Here is an 18,127-nt window from a genome sequence, read left to right on the forward strand (position 1 = left end):
GACATCACCATCGAGGGAGATACCTGATGACGAAGGACGCCAGCGCAGCGCGGGACATCCCGGTCCCCACCACTATCAGCCCGGAGGCGCAGGCGATCCTCGCCGCGACCTCTCAGGAGCCGCCGGTCCCCGGCCCGTCCAAGGACGACACCGAGGCCTGGCGCGCCATCGCGGCCATGGCTGCGACGGACGAATCGGGGACCGTCGAGGCCGTCGCGCTGGTCACGACCGCCGCCGTCCTCACCGACGTCGAAGCCGAGGTCGAAGCCCGCGACCTCAACGGCGCGACGTACTTCGTGGCGACGCCGGAGGGGCTCGACCCCGAAGACCAGCGGGTCCTCTTCTTCATCCACGGCGGCGGCTTCACCTGGGGCGGCGGCCCCACCGCCCGTCGCTCGACACAGATCCTCGCCGGCGCCTACGGAGTGAAGACCTACGGCATCGACTACCGGCAACTGCCTGACGCGCCGTTTCCAGCCGGACTGGACGACGTCATGGCCGCCTACGGCAGGATCCTCGACGAGCACGGGCCGGAGTCGGTCGCTGTCGCAGGCCAGTCGGGGGGAGCCAACCTCTCCGCGGCTCTGCTCTTGCGCGCCCGGGACGAGGGAATCCCCCTCCCGGTCGCCGTTGGCCTGATCTCCCCGCCGGCCGACCTCACCCAGGCCGGCGACACCTATGCGACGAACGCGTTCACACTGGCGCCCGGCGGACTGACGACCATGGCCGACTTCTACCGGGGCGAGTACCCGCTCGAGCACCCGTACGTCTCGCCCCTGTTCGGAGAATTCACCGCCGAGTTCCCGCCGACCATCCTCACTGCCGGCACCCGGGACTTCTTGCTCTCCGACACGGTGCGCATGCACCGCAAGCTCCTCGCCGCCGGCGTGCGCGCGGAGCTGCATGTATGGGAGGGTGCACCGCACGGCATGTTCATGGGTCGCGCTCCGGAGGATCGGGAGCAGCTCACCCAGGTGCGGCGGTTCCTCGAGGAGGCCTGGGCCGCCGCCGCGCAGACGAACGCCGTGTCGTGACCGCTCCGCACCTGATCGGCCCAGGCTCGGGAGCCGTCGCGGTCAACCGGCTGCCGATGACGTCGCTACGCCGCCCGTTCGACCTCGGGCTGGACGGCGCATGGTCGTTCCAACTGCTCCCGGCTTTCGAGCACGAGCCGGGTGAGACCTGGACACCGGTCACCGTCCCCGAGCTGTGGACGATGCGTGAGGCATCGGACGGACCGCACTACACGAACATCGTCATGCCGTTCGACGCGGTGCCGCCGAACGTGCCGGCGGTCAATCCGACGGGCGTTTACCGGAGGGCGTTCGAGCTTGACGCGCCCGGGGAGGATCGGATCGTCCTGCACGTAGGGGCCGCTGAAGGCTACCTCCGCGTCTCGATCAACGGCGAACCGGTCGGCGATAGTACCGACTCGCATCTCGCCGCCGAGTTCGACATCACGGACTTCTGCAAGCCCGGGACGAACGAGATCGAGCTGCGCATCGCGAAGTGGTCGGTCTACTCCTACCTCGAGGATCAGGACCAGTGGTGGCAGTCCGGCATCAGCCGCTCGGTCGGCTTGCATCGAGTTCCGGCGATCCGACTGCACGATGTCGTGCTCACGGCCGACTACGACCCGCAGACGTGCCGCGGCGGGCTCACGGTCGTCGCGTCGACGAGCGGCCTCGACGCCCTCTCCGGTCAGGGGTACGCCGTCCGGGTGAGTGCCCTCGGCAGGTCGATCGACCAGCCGGTCACTCCCCGATCGGTGTCGCAGACGATCCCCGGGGCATCGGCAGACCGCTCCGCGCGGCCTGCCTCCCTCATCCCCGACGGGATCACGGATCTGCTCAGCCTGTCAGCCGCCCGCGCCCCTCTGCCGCCCGAGGTCGCAGCCGGCGCATCGGCGATGGCGGCCGGCATGTACCCGGCCGACACCGCGGGCTCCGTCACGATCTCCCTCGAGGATCTCGAGGTGCAGCCCTGGTCGGCAGAGCGCCCGCACCTCGAGCCCCTGCAGGTCGAACTCCTCGACGAGACCGGATCGGTCGTCGACCGCACGGAGATGCGAGCCGGCTTCCGACGGGTCGAGATCGTCGGTCGCGACCTCCTCGTCAACGGTGGGCGCGTCTGGATCCAGGGCGTCAACCGGCACGACTTCCATCCCCGCACCGGCCGGGTGCTGACCCGCGACGACCACGTCGCCGACCTCGCTCTCCTCAAGCGGTTCAACGTGAACGCGATCCGCACATCGCACTACCCGAACGACCCCGTCTTCCTCGACTTGTGCGACGAGATCGGCTTCTACGTGGTCGACGAGGCGGACATCGAGGCCCACGCGTTCGCGAGTACGGTCTGCGACGACCCGCGCTATCTCGGCGCCTTCGTCGACCGGGTCTCACGCATGGTCCTGCGCGACCGGAATCACCCGTCGATCATCGCGTGGTCGCTCGGCAACGAGACGGGATACGGCGCCAACCATGATGCCGCCGCGGCCTGGGTCCGGCGTCACGAGCCGACCCGGCTCCTGCATTACGAGGGCGCCATCTCGCCCGACTGGCACGGCGGCCACGCGGCCACCGACATCGTCTGCCCGATGTACCCCGCATTCTCCGCACTGGAGGCCTACTCCGCGCATCCGGACGCGGACCGCCCGCTCATCCTCTGCGAGTACGCGTACTCGCAGGGCAATTCGACTGGCGGTCTGGCGGAGTACTGGCGGCTCTTCGAGACGCTCCCCGGCCTCCAGGGCGGCTTCATCTGGGAGTTCAAGGACCACGCTCTCGACCGGGACCAGGACGGTCGCTACCGCTATGGCGGGGACTTCGGTGACGAGCCCAACGACGGGCCGGTGGTGCTCAACGGTCTGGTCTTCGCCGACGGCACTCCGAAGCCCGCGCTCTTCGAGGCACGCGGTATCTTCAGCCCGATCCGCGTCGTGTCCTCCGCCGACGAGGCGACGAGGGGAACCGTTCGCGTGCGCAACCGGCAGATCTTCGCGGACCTCTCCGCCTACACCGTCGAGGCGACCGTCGAGCAGACATCCGGCCGTTCGGAGCCGCGACCCGTCACCGTCGACGCCGCGGCCGGCGAGACGGCCGCAGTGTCCGTTCCCGCCGACCTGGTCGCGCTGTTCGGGGATCCGGACGCCCTCGCCCTCACTCTCACCGTGCGGACCGCCGCCGACGCGCTGTGGGCTCCCGCGGGGACCGTCATCGCCGTTCACCAGGTGAGGAAGAGCCGGTCCGCCGCGAACACGCTGTCCACGCCGTCCGCTGCATCCGCCCATCCGCTCAGCGACAGCGGCGAGCTCCTCCACCCGCTCCTGGCGTCGACACCGCGGCTCTGCCTGTGGCGCGCTCTGACGGACAACGACGGGTCGTTCTTCCTGGATCAGCGGTTCGTCCGCACCGGCTTCTTCGCGCTGCGCCCGGAGTCCGTGACAGTCGAACGGCTCGACGACGGCGTGTCCGCCGTGCGGATCGACTACCGAACCGCCTTCGGCGACGCCGTCGTCCACTCGCGGCGGGTCACGCGGGTCGCGGCCTGCGAATTCGTCTTCGACGAGCACGTCGAACTCCCGGAGGGGACGACGGACGGCCTGCGCGTCGGGATCGAGCTTGAGCTCGACGGCGCGTTCGATGACATCGACTGGGTCGGACTCGGGCCGTGGGAGAACTACCCCGACCGGCGGGACTCCGCGCTCCTCGGTCGCTGGTCGTCGACCATCGACGACTTCGCCACGCCGTATCTGCTCCCACAGGAGAACGGCGGCCGGGGCGGCGTGGAGCAGATCCGGATCTCGGGCCCCAGCGGCGTCGTGCTGACCACGCACCCCGTCCCCGTGCAGGCGACGGTCGGGCGCCATCCGATCGCGGAGCTCGAGGCGGCCTCGCACTGGTGGCGGCTGCCGGACTCCTCCCGCACGATCCTGCAGCTCGACGTCGCTCATCGTGGCGTCGGCACCGGAACACTCGGACCCGACACCCGCCCCGAGTTCCGTCTGACGGAACGCACCCATCACTGGACCTGGCGCCTGCACATGCACGCCGACGACGAAGGACCCGCATGACCGACACCGAGCCCTCCCCCGTCATCCGATCGATCCTCCGAGGACTGAGCCTGGAGCAGAAGGTCGCGCAGCTGACGGGGATGTTCGTCACCGACCTCTTCGGCCCGCCCTCCGCCCCGGGCGAGTCTTTCGGCATCGCGACGGAACGGCTGCACACGATCCGGCCCCACGGGGTCGGCCATCTGTCGATGGCCTGGTTCCTGGGGAGCACCGCGCACGACCTCCGCTCCGGGATCGACCGCGTTCAGGCCGGTGTGCGCGAGGTGACGCCGTTCGGGATGGGCGCTCTCGTGCACAACGAAGGCATCAACGGCTTCCTGCACGACTCCGGCACGCAGTTCCCGACGGCGTGGGCGCAGGCCGCGACGTGGGATCCGGAGCTCATCTCCCGCGCGTCGACCGTCACGGCGGACCACATGCGTGAGACCGGCGTGCAGGTCCTTTTCGCACCGGTCCTGGACCTCGCCAGAGACCCGCGATGGGGGCGCGTGCATGAGACGTACGGCGAGGATCCGGAACTGGTGGCGCAGATCGCCGCGGCTTTCGTGCGGGGGGTGCACTCTTCCGACGCATCACCGCGCGTGCTCGCCGGAGGCAAGCACTTCGTCGGTTACGGCGCCTCCGAGGGCGGACTCAACCAGGCGATCACGCAGCTAGGACGTCGTGCTCTGACCGACGAGTACGCCGAGCCGTTCCGTCGGGCGATCCGTGAGGCCGGGCTCGAAGTGGTCATGGACTCGTACAACGAGATCGACGGCGTACCGTCGGTCTCCGATCCGTGGCTGCTCACCGATCTCCTGCGCGACCAGCTCGGGTTCCGCGGCATGGTCGTGAGCGACTACGACGCGATCAACATGCTCCGGACGGTCTATCACACGGCGAAAACCGAGCAGGAGGCCGCCGCGCAGTCGCTGAGCGCAGGCATGGACGTCGAGCTGCCGAGCGACACCAACTTCGTGCACCTCACTGCAGCGGTCGAGGCCGGCCGCGTGAGCGAGGAGTTCGTCGACCGGGCCGTACTGCGCGTCCTGCGCGTCAAGGAGCTGGTGGGGCTGATCCCCGGCTCCTCCGTGGCCTCCTCCTCGACCACGGCACCCGACCGCGCTGCCGGTGCGGCGATCCGTTCGGCGATCGCCGAGCGCGCCGTCGTCCTGCTGCAGAACGACGGCGTCCTCCCCCTCTCCCCCGCCTCAGGGCGCGTGCTCGTGACCGGCCCAGCCGCAGATGAGCTCCGCATCCACTTCGGTGCGTACACCTCGGTCTCGAACATGGAGATGCAGTTGGGCCACCTTGCGCTGCGCAGCGGCGACATCCCCGGTATCGACCCCGAGACGTTCAACTTCACCGACATCTTCCAAGCACGGATGCCCGGCATCGAGCCGCGGTTCGAGACGAAGACGCGCGAGCTCCATCCCGAAGCGGCGACGCTGGTCGACGCGCTCAGCGAGACGGATGCTGCCGTGACGTTCGCTCCCTGCGGCGGCTTCAGCGACGATGATCCGATCGATCCGCGACGGATCGACGAGGCGGTCGCCGACGCGGATGTCGTCATCGTCGCCGTCGGCGAACGCACCGGCTGGGTCGGCAACAACACCGCGGGCGAAGGCCAGTCGACAGCGGACCCGACGCTGCCGGGTCACCAGACCGCGCTCGTCGAAGCGATCGCCGCGACCGGAACGACGGTCGTCACAGTCGTGGTCTCCGGGCGTCCGCTCGTGATACCCCGCGTCGCCGCGGCGTCGAACGCAGTCCTGCTCGCCCCCCTCCTGGGCGAAGTCGCCGGCCGGACCATCGCCGATGCCCTCTACGGCCGGGTGAATCCGAGCGGCCACCTGCCGACCACGTTCCCGCGCTCGGCCGGTCAGATCCCGATCTACCACGGCCACCACTACGGCAGCGGCTACGATCACCCGACCGGCACGCGCCACGGCTACGGCGACCTCGCGGATCCGAGCCCGCTCTACCCGTTCGGGCACGGGCTCTCCTACTCGCGTTTCGCCATCGAGCCGAACGGCGTCCATGCCTCGATCACCGACGACCTCATCCGCATCGGCTGCACGGTGACCAACACCTCCGATCGTGAGGGCGAGACGGTCGTGCAGCTCTACGCACGCGATGAGGCGGCGAGCATCGTACGCCCCGTCCGTCAGCTGCTCGCCTTCTCCCGCGTGCGCGTCGCCCCGGGAGAGAGAATCGAACTCACCCTGGTGGCACCTGTGGAACGTCTGCACTACACGATGGCCGATGGCTCTCGTGGAATCGAGCCGGGGGAGGTCGCGCTCCTGGTGGGGTCGAGCTCCACCGACGTGCGATTCCAGACCTCCGTGACGGTCGGAGGCTGACCGATGCGCGAGCTCCCGATCACGATCACGATCGACACCGGCGCCTCGGCGAAGCCGGTGAGCCCGACGCTGTTCGGGCTGTTCCTCGAGGACATCAACTTCGCCGTGGACGGCGGCCTGAACGCGAACCTCGTCAACAACTACAGCTTCGACGGCCTCTACCTGGTGAACGGCGTCATCCCGTATCTCCCGTTGGATCTCGTGCCCGAGGAGCACCGCGAGCGTCTGGCGAGCATCCCTCCCGAGGAGCTGACGATGCCGCCGACCACGCCGGCCGGCCGCCTGGTCGACCGGCTCCGGCATTGGACGATCGCCGACGGGACCATCGACGCGTCGGACGATCGGCCGATCGATCCGGCCTCGGGTTTCGCCCGGCTCACGTCGCACGGTTCGGCCCGGCTGGAGAACCTCGGTTACCCCGGTGACCGGCCCGGAATGCCGTTCGCCGCGGACGGCGCACTGCTCTTCTCCGCGTTCGTCCGGGCGGACGACTACCGCGGCGAGATCGAGGTACAGCTCCTCGGCGCCGACGGCGTCGTCGTCGCGCGGGCCGGACTGGAGATCGTTGACGACGGCTGGAACGAGGCTGCGGTCCGGCTCGCCCCCACCGCCACGGCTCTGGGCTCGCTGCAGATCCTCCTCCACGGCACCGGCACCGTCGATCTGGACGAAGTGCGGCTCATCCCGGAATCCCATTGGGGTGACGGCGACCCGCGCTGGAGTCAGGGGGTGCTTCGGCGCGACCTCGTGGAGACCCTGGCCGCGCTCGCGCCGCGCTTCCTGCGCTTCCCCGGCGGATGCATCGTGGAAGGCTGCGGCGACGGCAGTCACTACAAATGGAAAGACACCATCGGCCCTCTCGCCTCCCGGCGCCCGGAGTACAACCTCTGGGGCCAGAAGCGCGCCGACGGCGACTACAGCCAGTCGAACCAGATCGGGTTCTACGAGTACTTCCTGCTGTGCGAAGACCTCGGGATCGCGCCGATCCCCGTCGTCTGGTCGGGCGACAGTTGCCAGACCCGCATGGACGAGCACGTCGACGCCGACAGCCCCGCGTTCGCCCAGGTGGTCCAGGACGCCCTCGACCTGGTCGAGTGGGCGACCGGCGACCCGGCCACGAGCCGCTGGGCCGCGCTGCGCGCGGAGGCGGGGCACCCGGAACCGTTCGACCTGCGTTGTGTCGGGATCGGCAACGAGAACTTCGGCCCCGCCTACCTGGAGCACTTCGCCCGGATCAAGGCGGCCCTCGATGAACACCACCCCGCCCCCGGCCTTCAGCTGATCGTCACCGGCGGTGTGCTGCCGGCCGGAGAGACCGTCGACCCGGCCTGGGCCGCGTGGGGCCACGATGCGAACATCCTCGTCGACGAGCACTTCTACAACGCCCCGTCGTGGTTCTTCGAGGCGAGCACCCGCTACGACGGCTACCCGCGCGGGGGTGCACGCGTCTTCCTGGGCGAGTACGCAGCCCACACGCCGTATGCGATGCCGGACGAGCACCGTGCGATCCCGGAGAGTCTGGCCCTCCCCGAACCGAACACCTGGCTGAGCGCGCTCTCCGAAGCGGTCTTCCTCACCGGGGTGGAGCGCAATGCCGACATCGTCGCGTTCTCGTGCTACGCCCCCTTGTTCACACTCGTCGGGCACGGCCAGTGGGAGCACGACTTGATCGATTTCAGTCCGCGACACGTACTGCCGACGGCGAACTACCTCGTGCAGCAGCTCTTCGGCACCCGCGTCGGCGAGTGGATCGCACGCGTCGACGGCTCCCTTCCCGATGATGTCTTCATCTCCGCGACATTCGGAAGCGGGGTCGCGCACGTCAAGCTGGTGAACATCGGCTCGACACCCGTGGAAGTGTCCCTGGCCATCGAGGGCGCCCCGGACGGGGACGCCGACGTGGTGCTCCTGAGCGCCCCGCTCCACGCGGTGAACCGTTTGTCGTTCGACGGCGAACCGCGCCCTGAGATCGCGCCCGTACCGTCGACCGTGACGGTCATCGGCGGGCGCGCGCCGATCCGGCTCCCTGCCGCTTCGGTCGTCGCCGTGTCCGTTAGAATCGAGGGGCCGTGAAGGCAGAGGTAGCGGCAGAGACACAGGGAGAGGGGCGGCCTGTGGCGAATCCGGTCCCACGCACGCGTGGTCCGTACGCGAAGACCGCGCGAGTGCGAGCAGGCATCATCGAGGCGGCGACGACCGTCTTCTCGGAGTTCGGGTTCCGCGGAGCCACGATGAAGGATGTCGCCGAACGTGCCGGCATCAGTCAGCGGGGTCTCGTCCATCACTTCGAGACGAAGGACGACCTCCTCCTCCAGGTGCTCGAATTCCGCGACCAGCAGACGGCCGAGCTTCTGACCGCCGAGGGCAGCCGCGGGGAGCTCGCCGGCCTGCTCTCCGTGGTGCACGACAATGCCCGCTATCCGCGGCTGATCGAGCTGCAGTCCCTGATCTCGGCCGAGGCGACCGCCGAGGAGCACCCGGCTCACCAGCACTACGCGGAGCGCTTCTCCAACTACCGCACATACATCGCACAGATCTTCGATGCGATCCGCGCGTCCGGGGACCTCGTCTCCCCCCTGCCGTCGACGTCCCTGGCTTCGATGTTCATCGGGCTCGTCGACGGCCTCCAGCTGCAGTGGCTCTACGACTCCTCCATCGATGTCGAATCGGCGGCCATCGCCTACCTCGAGACAATCTGCCCGGCGGTCGTCCACCGCCAGCTCGTGTCGATCGAACAACCGGTGGAGCCGGCGCCGACGGCGTGAGCCGCGGCGCCGGTTCCGGCGTCACGCGGTGATGTCCAGCGACTCGCCGTTGGTTCGGGCCACCTCGCCCAGCCAGAACGCGCTCGGCTTCGGCATGCGCTCGAACGTGGTCCTGTCGACCGCCACCAGGCCGAACGTCATCTGGTAGGCGTGGACCCACTCGAAGTTGTCGACGAACGTCCAGTGCAGGTAGCCCCGCACATCCAGACCGTCCTCCAGCGTCTCCGCGACGCCTCGCAACGCACCCGTGGTGTAGTCGATCCTGCGCCGATCGTCGTCGGTCGCGATCCCGTTCTCGGTGACCATCATCGGCGTGCCCCCGGTGACCTCCCACGCACGGCGGAGCGCGATGCCGAGCGCGTCGGGGCGGTAGGCCCAGCCCGTCTGCGTGAGTTCGGCACCCTCGGGAGCGCCCTCGAGCCCGTTCGGTCCGACGAGCTGACTCGTGTAGGCCTGCACGCCGACCCAGTCGTCGTCGCGCGAGGCCTCCAGGTAGGCGTCCTCCCACACGCGCTGGTAGCGCGGGAGCTCCTCCTCATGACCGGCACGTGCGACCAGGCTCTGCACGGCGACTGTCCAGCCGACCTTCGCGGTGGTGGTCGCGTGCAGGATCTCCCGCGCCCGCGCGTGCGCGCGCAGCATCGTCTGCGCTGCCGCTTCCTCGGGCTCCGGCATCGAGAACGCATTGATGCCCGCCTCGCCCGAGACCACGTCCTGGCCCGCCGCCATCTGAGCGATCACCGCTTCCGGGTCGGACGCCTGCAGCACCAGGGACATCTGGTACATGACGGCGAACATGTTCGGCTCGTTGATCGTCGCCACCCACGTGACGCCGTCGAGGATGGGAGCGACGGCGGTCACGTAGTCTGCGAAGCGGTCGACGGCCTCTGCGGAACCCCACCCGCCCGCCTTCGCGAACCACAACGGACTCGAGAAATGGTGCAGGGTGACGACGGGCTCGACGCCACGGGCGAGGCAGTACTCGATGATCGCGCGGTAGTGCGCCAGAGCGGCGGCCGAGAAGACCCCCCGCGACGGCTCGATGCGTGCCCATTCGATGCTGAAGCGGAAGGCGTTCAGGCCGAGGGACACCAGAAGGTCGACGTCCTCCTTCCAGCGGTGGTAGAAGTCGACGGTGTCACCGCTGATCTCCGTGAACGACGAACCCTTCAGGTGCTCGAGGGCCCAGAAGTCGCTGAGGGTGTTGTTGCCCTCGTTCTGATGGGCCGCAGTCGATGCGCCCCAGAGGAAGCCGTCGGGGAAACGGGTGGTGTGTGCAGTCATGCGTGTTCCTTCGCTGTGTCGATCGTCACGGTGTCGTCGGGGCCGCAGCCACCGCACGGAGGGTCAGCCGAACGGGCTCGAGCCCCTCCGACGTGAGGGTGAGGGAGATGTCTCCGACCCCGGTGGGACGGACGATCGCGAGCAGCCGCCCGTCGAACGTCCGCTGCGTCTGCTCGTGGTAGCCCGCCTCGGGATCGGGCCGGGCGCTCCCGAAACCCTGGAGCACGCCGGCGCCCTCCACCGTGGCGGTCACCTCCCGGTCATGAGCGGAGTCGAGGGTACCCGCCGCATCCCGGAGCTCGATGGTCACGAAGCTCAGATCGCTGTGATCAGCCGTGACCCGCGTCCGGTCGGCGACGACCGAGAGCGAGATCTCCTCGGCGGCAGAGCGCAGTGTGGTCCTCGCGGGCTCGCGCGCGCCGGAGTAGGCGATCGCGATGATCTCGCCGGGCTCGTACGTCGTCTCGAATGTCGCGCGGTAGCCGTGCTCGCGGCCCGCGGGCGACCGGCCGACCGAGACACCGTTCACCACGAGCTCGACCTCATCCGCGTCGGAGTACACCTCGACGATGACCGGTGAGCCCGACTCGACGTCCCAGGTCCAGCTGGATACGGAATCGGACCACGTCCACATCCCATCGTGACGGGGCTGCCCGTGGAACGCGGGGCGCTGCACCGCGATGTAGGGCTCGCTGCGCAGGCCGAACACCGTCTCCCGGTAGTACGAAGCGGGGCGCCGGTGCCCGGTGATGTCGATGTCACCGCACCACGCGAGGAGCCATGGGAAGGGAGCGCTGAGGCTGAGCTCTTCGCGCTCGAGGTAGACGGTGCGGCCGATTCCCGCCTCGCCCAGGTAGTCCCAGCCCGTCCAGGTGAAGTCGCCGATCACGTGGGCGTTGTCCTCCACGAGCCGCCAGTTCACGTCGATGTGCGTGGGGAAGGTCTCGGTGCCGACGATGACGCGGTCGGGGAAGAGCTCCCGGTCGAGTTCGTAGCGACCGTCGCCGTAATTCAGTCCGGCGACGTCGAGCACGGCGAACGATTCGGCGGTGGCCTCGCTGACCAGGGACGACGCGCTGATCTGGTTCATCATGGCGCCCGCGTTGTTCATGAAGGTGTTCACGCCGCCGCCACCGTCGCCTCCGCCGTCGGCTCCTGTCGCCGGCCCCATCATCGCCATCACCTGGGGCAGCACGGACACGAATCCGTTGATGCCGTTGGTGACGAGGCGCGTGGAGTCGAGGGCGCGGACCTTCTCGGCGAGGCGGCGCCCCCACTCCGATCCGAGCGGGGTCCCCGTCTCCGGGATCTCGTTGCCGATCGAGTAGAAGATCACGCTGGGGTGGTTGTAGTCCTTTGCGACCATCGACTCGATGTCGCGCTCCCACCACTCCGGAAACGAGAGGGAGTAGTCGTACGACGATTTGCTTTCCGTCCACATGTCGAACGCCTCGTCCATCACGATCATGCCGAGGCGGTCGCACGCATCGAGCATCGCCCTGCTGAGCGGGTTGTGCGAACTGCGGATCGCGTTGAACCCGGCCGCCTTGAGGATCTCGACGCGGCGTTCCTCCGCACGCCCGATCGTGGCCGCTCCGAGGAGTCCGTTGTCGTGGTGGATGCATGCACCGCGGAGGGTGATCGTCTCGCCGTTGATACGGAGGCCCTGCAGCGGGTCGAGCTGGATGCGACGGATGCCGAACGATGTGGCGCGCTCGTCCAGGTCGGTCTCACCGTCGCGGATCTCGACGGTCGCCGCATACAGGGATGGGCTGTCGGCGCTCCACAGTTCGGGCTCCGGAACGTACAGGCGCGTGCGCACGACGGCTCGGCCTCCCGCGCGGAGCGTTGCGGGAGACGCGCCCGTCGCCACGACGGCTCCGCCGGCGTCCCGGACGGTCGTGACCACCGAGACGGTGCGCGTGGAGATCGACGAATTGCGCACGGCGACCGCGGCCTCCACGACCGCGCGTGTCTCGTCGATGTCGGGCGTGGTCACACGTAGGCCGTCCGGTTCGACGTGCACGAGGTCGGTGACGGAGAGGTGCACATCCCGGTAGATGCCCGCACCGGTGTACCACCGCGAGTCCTGATGGGCGCGCGTCTCGACCCGGATGGTGTTCGTCTCGCCGTAGCGCACATAGTCGTCGAGGGGGACGTCGAAGGTCGCATAGCCGGACGGGCGCTGTGCGGCGAACGAGCCGTTCACATAGACCATGGCGTCCCGGTAGGCAGCCTCGAACCGGAGGCTCACGCGCTTGTCTCGATACTCGTCCGGCACGTCGAACGAGGTCGAGTACTCGAACTCGCCGCTCGGGAAGTAGCCGGAGGGTGACCCGGAGTCCGGAGTCCGGCCCAGCGAGAGCAGGGCGTCGTGCGGCAACGTGACCTGCTCGGACGGTGCGGAGGCGCCGCCGAGCTCGGAGAAAGCGCTGACGCGCGGGCGGACGCTCCAGCCTGCATTGAAGTCGTGGATGGTCACGCGGCAGCTCCTCGGAGTCGTCTGCGCAGCTCGCGACGTTCGCGCTGCAGATCGGGATCGGCCGTGGGGGCGGCGAGCAGAAGGCTCTGGGTGTATTCGTGGGCGGGAGCCGTCGTCACCTGGGCGACCGGCCCCGTCTCCACGAGTTCGCCCTTGTACATGACGGCGACCCGGTGGCTGATGTAGCGCACGACCGAGAGGTCGTGCGTGATGAAGAGGTAGGAGACCCCGGTGTCGCGCTGGATGTCGATGAGCAGATCGAGCACCATCGCCTGCGTCGACAGGTCGAGGGCGGAGACGGGCTCGTCGCAGACGATGAGCCTCGGCTCCAGCGCGAGCGCTCTCGCGATGGCGACGCGCTGGCGCTGGCCGCCGCTGAACTCCCGCGGGTAGCGCTGCGCCGCGTTCGAGGGCAGTCCGACCTGCTCGAGGAGGCGGAGCACCGTCGTGCGCGATTCGGCCGCGCTGATCCCCTGCGCGACGAGCGGCTCGGCGAGAATCTCGGAGATCGGGAGCACCGGGTTGAGGGAGGTGTACGGGTCCTGGAAGATCACCTGCAGGCTCTTGGCGAGCGGCCGGCGCTGCTTCTGCGACAGGTGCGTGATGTCCTCGCCCTGGAACGTGATCGACCCGCCGGTCGGGGCAGCCAGCCCGAGAACCGCGCGACCGAGGGTCGTCTTGCCCGAACCGGACTCCCCGACGAGACCGAGCGTCTCACCCGGTGCGATCTCGAGCGAGATCCCCCGGAGGACCTCGGGTGACGCGGAACGGAATCCGCGCCCGGGGTAGCGCAGACGCAGGTCGTCCACCGTGAGCAGTGCGGTCATTTCTTCTCCTCCCCGACGAGCGCATCGGAGTCGGGCGCGGGGTCGGTGCGCACGGTGTTCTCATCGAGGATCGACGCGATGAGCTGCTGGGTGTATTCGTGGGCGGGCTGGTGGAAGATCGTCCTGACATCTCCGGACTCGACGACGGTGCCACTGCGCATGACGACGACGCGGTCGCAGAGGTCGGCGACGACCCCGAAGTTGTGCGTCACGAGGAGGACGCCCATGCCCAGCTCGCCCTGCAGGTCGCGCAGCAGGTCGAGGATCTCGGCCTGGATGGTGACGTCCAGGGCGGTGGTCGGTTCATCCGCGATGAGGAGTTTGGGCCGGCTGGCGACGGCGCCCGCGATGAGCACCCGCTGAGCCATGCCTCCCGAGATCTGGTGCGGGTAGGAGGCGAACGTCCGCTCCGGGTCCGCGATACCGACGCGGGCGAGGAGCTGCAGGATCGTCGCCTTGGCCTCCTTGCGGGGCATGGCGGCGGTGAGCCCTTCGACGAGCTGGCTTCCGATGGTGAACGACGGATCGAGGTTCGACATGGGCTCCTGCGGGATGTACGCGATGACGCTGCCGCGCATCTTCCGCAGCGCCCGCGCGTCCTTCGAGACCAGCGACTCCCCCACGATGGTCAGGACGTCGGCGTCGATCTGCGCCTCCGGAGGGAGCAGTCCGAGGATCGAGAACGCGGTCTGCGTCTTGCCCGAGCCGGACTCGCCGACCAGGCCGACGATCTCCCCCGGCGCGACATCCAGCGAGACGCCGTCGACGACGGGTTTGAGCATGCCGTCCGTCTGCGCGTACGCCACGGAGAGGTTGCGGACCGTCAGGAGGGAGCCGGTGCTCGTGTCCATCGTGGCGGCGGCCATTGCGCGCGCGCGCGTCGCTTCCGCCTGCTCTGCCGCCGCGGCAGCTGCCGCCTTCCGCTCCGCGCGCGTCGGCCGCTCCGCGTCCGTCAGGGCGTCGCGGTAGGCGTTGCCGAGCATGATGAGCGCACTGGTGAGCAGCGCCTGCACGACCGAGGGCCAGACCAGCTGCAAGGGGTAGGTGTAGATGTTGAGGAACGCGTCGGCAGTCATGGAGCCGAAGCTCGGGGTCAGCGTCGAGCCGACGCCGAGGAAGGCCAGCCCCGCCTGGATGCCGATCGCGGCGGTCGCGAGGAAGGCGACCGAGATGATGATCGGGCCGCGGACGACGTACAGGACGTGCCGGGACAGGATGCGGCGGTTCGAGAGACCCGAGACGCGGGCCGCGTCGACATAGAGCTCGTTCTTGACGCCCACGACGAGGTTGCGCACCAGCCGGTAGGTGCTCGGCGCGAGGAAGATGCCGAAGATGAACATCGTCGCCTGGTAGGCGCCGCCGGTGATCGGCGAGAGCACGAGCACGAGCACGAGAGCCGGGAAGGTCATCAACAGGTTGAAGGTCCACGAGGTGACCGCGTCCGTCTTCTTGCCGATGTATCCCGCGAGCAGTCCGAACACGGTGCCGATGACCGTGGCGACACCGGCGCCGATCAGTCCCGAGATCACCGACACGTTGATCGAAACCAGGATGCGCGCCCAGATGTCGCGACCGTACTGGTCGGCACCGAGCAGGTAACCGGGTGTGCCCGCCGGCGCATTCACATGCTGAAGAGATGTGGCGGTCGCATCGTGCGCAGAGAGGAGCGGGGCGAAGATGCCGAGGAGCACGATGCCGACCAGCACGATCAGGGATGCCAGCCCGAGCGGCTTCCTGAGCACCCGGCGGACGACTCCGGACCGCTTTCTCTGCGGCGCGGAGACGGCCGCGATGTTGTCGATCTCTGTGGTTGTCATGCGACACGCACCTTCGGATTGAGCCAACCGCTGACCAGGTCGACGATCAGATTCACGATGACGACGAGGAGAACGCTGAACAGGGTCACGCCGAGCATCACGGGCAGGTCGCCCTGGATCGTCGCCTGGTAGGCGTAGGTGCCGAAACCGGGGAGGGCGAATATCTTCTCGATGAACAGGGCGGACCCGAACAGGCTGATGAACAGGAGGGAGAACGTGGTGAAGGCGGGCCCGGACGCATTGCGCAGGGCGTGCTTCAGGAGGATCGACATCTCGGAGACCCCTCGGCTGCGCAGGGTCCTGACGTAGTCGCGGCTGAGTTCGTCGATGAGGGAGCCGCGGATCTGCGCGGCGAGCGACGCGATGCCCGCGATGGAGAGCACCACGGAGGGAAGGATGATCGACGCGAACCACGCGGAGGGCGACTCGGCCAACGGCGTGTAGCCGACAGCGGGGACGAGCTGGAGGGTGATCGCGAAGACGTAGACGAGGATGATGCCGAGCAGGATCGCCGGGAAGATGAACGACAGTGTCGTGATGCCCTGGAGCACCACGTCGAGCGGACCGCGTTTGGCCGCGGCCGCGACGCCGAGGACGACGCTCAGCACCAGGGTGATGAGCAGCGAGACGACGACCATGGACAGGGTGACCGGGAGGCGCGCAGCGATACCGGACGCGACCGGCTCGCTCGTGAAGTACGACGTGCCCAGGTCACCGTGCAGGACGCCGATGACCCAGTTGACGTACTGCTGGATGATCGGTTGGTCCAACCCGAGCTTGTGGTCGAGTGCGGCCACCTGATCAGGGGTCGCGCCCGCGCCGAGGATGTTGTTGGCCACCGGGATGTTCGCCGCGTGGGTCAGGAAGAAGGTGATGGCCGTCACGATGAAGACGAGCACCAAGCCCGCGCCGAGTCGGCGCAGAATGTACACAATCACGATGGACTCCAGAGTGCGGCGCGGGGGTCTGGCCCCCGCGCCGCGTCGGGCGATGGCTACTTGGCCGCCGCGAGGCCGTATGGAAGAAGGTTCAGCGACGGGATGACAGCGGGCGTGTAGGTGATCCGCTTCGTCGCGACCCAGGGAGAGGTCGAGTAGAGCAACGGAGCGTTCCACGCCTGGTCGACCAGGTACTTGTTGACGGCGCCGAACGCCGCACCCTGCTGGTCCGCGGAGGCGGCGTTGGCCTTGGCGATGAGCTCGGTGAGTTCGGGCGTCGTCGATCCGTACGGGTTGAAGGCGCCGCTCAAGGCCGCGTTGATGTCCGCGGCGTCGTTGCCGGAGTAACCGTTGTACATGAAGTACATGCCGTAGGTGCCACCGTAGACCTTCGCGAAGAAGTCCTGGAACGGGACGGTGTCGTAGCTGACCTTGATCCCGATGGCGCCCAGCTCCTGGGCAATGGTGGCGTCGTAAGTTTGGGAGACGACCGTGCTGGGCATCTTGACGCTGAATCCATTCGGGTATCCAGCCTCGGCCATCAGCTTCTTGGCGCCCGCGACGTCGAAGTCGTAGGTCTTGTCGACGCTCTTGCTGTAAGCGGCGCCGAGCGGGCTGACGGTCTGCTCCGTGGGGTGGGAGCCGGCGACGAGCTTCGACGAGATGGATTTACGATCGATGGCCATGTTGATCGCCCGGCGCACCCGGACGTCTTTGAGCGCCGGTACGATCGTGCCATCTCGGTCCGCCAGCCAGAGGACGCCCACCGCCTGCGGCAACGACGTTCCCGTGCTGAACGTGCTCGACGGGAACTGGCTCACCTGGTCGATGTTCACGTTTCCGAAGTCGAGCTGGCCCGTCTTCAGCGCGTTCTGCGATGCGGTCGGATCGGCGATCACACGGATCTTGACGGTCTCGAACGGGTACGACGCCACATCCCAGTTGTCCGGATTGCGCTTGAGCGTGTAAAGCGAACCGGCGGTCGTGGTCGACTTGTCGAGGATGTAGGGGCCGGATCCGACGGGATCGAGCTTGGAGCTCTCCGCGCTCAGGGCCTTAGGCGCTCCCACCCCGCCCTGCACACCGGCGAGCTTCGAGATCAGGGACGCGTCCGCGGTCTTCAGGGTGATGACCACCGTGCTCGCGTCGGACGCCGTTACCCCGCCGATGTTGGTCAGCTGAGCCGAATACGACGGCTCCTTCATCGTTCGCTTCAGGGACGCGACGACGGCGTCCGCGTCGACGGCCTCGCCGTCGGAGAACTTCTGCCCCGTGCGGAGCTTCAACGTCAGCGTGAGCTTGTCGGAGGAGTACGACCACGACTTCGCGATGCCGGGGGTCGCTTCTCCCTTCACATTCGTCTTAAGGATCGAGTCGTACACCGAGGTGAACAGGGTCGAGTCTCCGCCTGACCAGTCACCGATGGTGAAGTTGGCCGGCGGAGCCTGGACGGCGAGGTTGAGCGTCTGCGGCGTCGCGGAGCTCGAGGGGCTGCTCGTCGCCGTGCATCCCGCCAGGAGGAGTGCGGCCGCGGCCGCGGTGGCGGCGGCTCGCAATCCGAGGGTGAACTTCATGTGGACTCCTTTGTCGATGCTGTGCT

11 protein-coding genes are annotated in these 18,127 nt (G+C 68.4%); 5 read left to right on the forward strand and 6 right to left on the reverse strand.

All coding sequences use genetic code 11. From position 1 onward, the window contains the following. Positions 1-26 precede the first annotated feature (26 nt). From K5L49_RS03825 to K5L49_RS03845, 5 genes are read left to right on the forward strand one after another with little or no spacing between them, the layout of a single operon-like run. Positions 27-1,034: an alpha/beta hydrolase gene (locus tag K5L49_RS03825; RefSeq protein WP_223690689.1), complete on the forward strand. Its 1,008-nt coding sequence runs from the start codon at positions 27-29 to the stop codon at positions 1,032-1,034. Then, positions 1,031-4,072: a glycoside hydrolase family 2 TIM barrel-domain containing protein gene (locus tag K5L49_RS03830; protein ID WP_223690690.1), complete on the forward strand. Its 3,042-nt coding sequence runs from the start codon at positions 1,031-1,033 to the stop codon at positions 4,070-4,072. The genes K5L49_RS03825 and K5L49_RS03830 overlap by 4 nt, the downstream gene beginning before the upstream one ends. After that, positions 4,069-6,414 (forward strand): glycoside hydrolase family 3 N-terminal domain-containing protein, encoded by a 2,346-nt coding sequence (locus K5L49_RS03835; protein ID WP_223690691.1) that lies wholly within the window; start codon positions 4,069-4,071, stop codon positions 6,412-6,414. Before K5L49_RS03830 ends, K5L49_RS03835 begins: the two co-directional genes overlap by 4 nt. Positions 6,415-6,417: 3 nt before the next feature. Further along, entirely contained in the window at positions 6,418-8,487 is a 2,070-nt protein-coding gene (locus tag K5L49_RS03840) for an alpha-L-arabinofuranosidase C-terminal domain-containing protein (protein WP_223690692.1), read from the forward strand. A 41-nt stretch (positions 8,488-8,528) separates the two neighbouring features. Then, positions 8,529-9,179, forward strand: a complete 651-nt coding sequence (locus K5L49_RS03845) for a TetR/AcrR family transcriptional regulator (RefSeq protein WP_223690693.1) — start codon at positions 8,529-8,531, stop codon at positions 9,177-9,179. Between the two features lie 21 nt (positions 9,180-9,200). Here K5L49_RS03845 and K5L49_RS03850 read toward each other — a convergent pair whose 3' ends face one another. Genes K5L49_RS03850 through K5L49_RS03875 form a run of 6 tightly spaced genes read right to left on the reverse strand, consistent with a single transcriptional unit; the run spans position 9,201 to position 18,101 of the window. Then, the gene (locus K5L49_RS03850; RefSeq protein WP_223690694.1) at positions 9,201-10,463 is read right to left on the reverse strand and encodes a glycoside hydrolase family 1 protein; all 1,263 of its coding nucleotides are present in this window, start codon (positions 10,461-10,463) and stop codon (positions 9,201-9,203) included. A gap of 25 nt (positions 10,464-10,488) precedes the next feature. Beyond that, positions 10,489-12,945, reverse strand: a complete 2,457-nt coding sequence (locus K5L49_RS03855; RefSeq protein ID WP_223690695.1) for a glycoside hydrolase family 2 TIM barrel-domain containing protein — start codon at positions 12,943-12,945, stop codon at positions 10,489-10,491. After that, positions 12,942-13,772, reverse strand: coding sequence for an ATP-binding cassette domain-containing protein (locus tag K5L49_RS03860; protein WP_223690696.1), 831 nt, complete (start codon positions 13,770-13,772; stop codon positions 12,942-12,944). Before K5L49_RS03860 ends, K5L49_RS03855 begins: the two co-directional genes overlap by 4 nt. Then, a complete protein-coding gene (locus K5L49_RS03865) occupies positions 13,769-15,589 on the reverse strand; it encodes a dipeptide/oligopeptide/nickel ABC transporter permease/ATP-binding protein (protein WP_223690697.1) in 1,821 nt (606 codons plus the stop codon). The genes K5L49_RS03860 and K5L49_RS03865 overlap by 4 nt, the downstream gene beginning before the upstream one ends. Then, positions 15,586-16,527, reverse strand: a complete 942-nt coding sequence (locus tag K5L49_RS03870; RefSeq protein WP_223690698.1) for an ABC transporter permease — start codon at positions 16,525-16,527, stop codon at positions 15,586-15,588. Before K5L49_RS03870 ends, K5L49_RS03865 begins: the two co-directional genes overlap by 4 nt. Positions 16,528-16,583: 56 nt before the next feature. Then, a complete protein-coding gene (locus tag K5L49_RS03875; protein ID WP_223690699.1) occupies positions 16,584-18,101 on the reverse strand; it encodes an ABC transporter substrate-binding protein in 1,518 nt (505 codons plus the stop codon). Between the last annotated feature and the right edge of the window lie 26 nt (positions 18,102-18,127).

Origin of the sequence: Leifsonia poae, assembly GCF_020009625.1 — a bacterium.
GTDB lineage: Bacteria > Actinomycetota > Actinomycetes > Actinomycetales > Microbacteriaceae > Leifsonia > Leifsonia poae_A.

Excerpts from the sequence above, each read along its gene's own strand:
- K5L49_RS03825 (WP_223690689.1), top strand. The coding sequence starts at position 27 with ATGACGAAGGACGCCAGCGCAGCGCGGGACATCCCGGTCCCCACCACT.
- K5L49_RS03835 (WP_223690691.1), top strand. The coding sequence starts at position 4,069 with ATGACCGACACCGAGCCCTCCCCCGTCATCCGATCGATCCTCCGAGGA.
- K5L49_RS03840 (WP_223690692.1), top strand. The coding sequence starts at position 6,418 with ATGCGCGAGCTCCCGATCACGATCACGATCGACACCGGCGCCTCGGCG.
- K5L49_RS03850 (WP_223690694.1), bottom strand. The coding sequence starts at position 10,463 with ATGACTGCACACACCACCCGTTTCCCCGACGGCTTCCTCTGGGGCGCA.
- K5L49_RS03860 (WP_223690696.1), bottom strand. The coding sequence starts at position 13,772 with ATGACCGCACTGCTCACGGTGGACGACCTGCGTCTGCGCTACCCCGGG.
- K5L49_RS03865 (WP_223690697.1), bottom strand. The coding sequence starts at position 15,589 with ATGACAACCACAGAGATCGACAACATCGCGGCCGTCTCCGCGCCGCAG.
- K5L49_RS03875 (WP_223690699.1), bottom strand. The coding sequence starts at position 18,101 with ATGAAGTTCACCCTCGGATTGCGAGCCGCCGCCACCGCGGCCGCGGCC.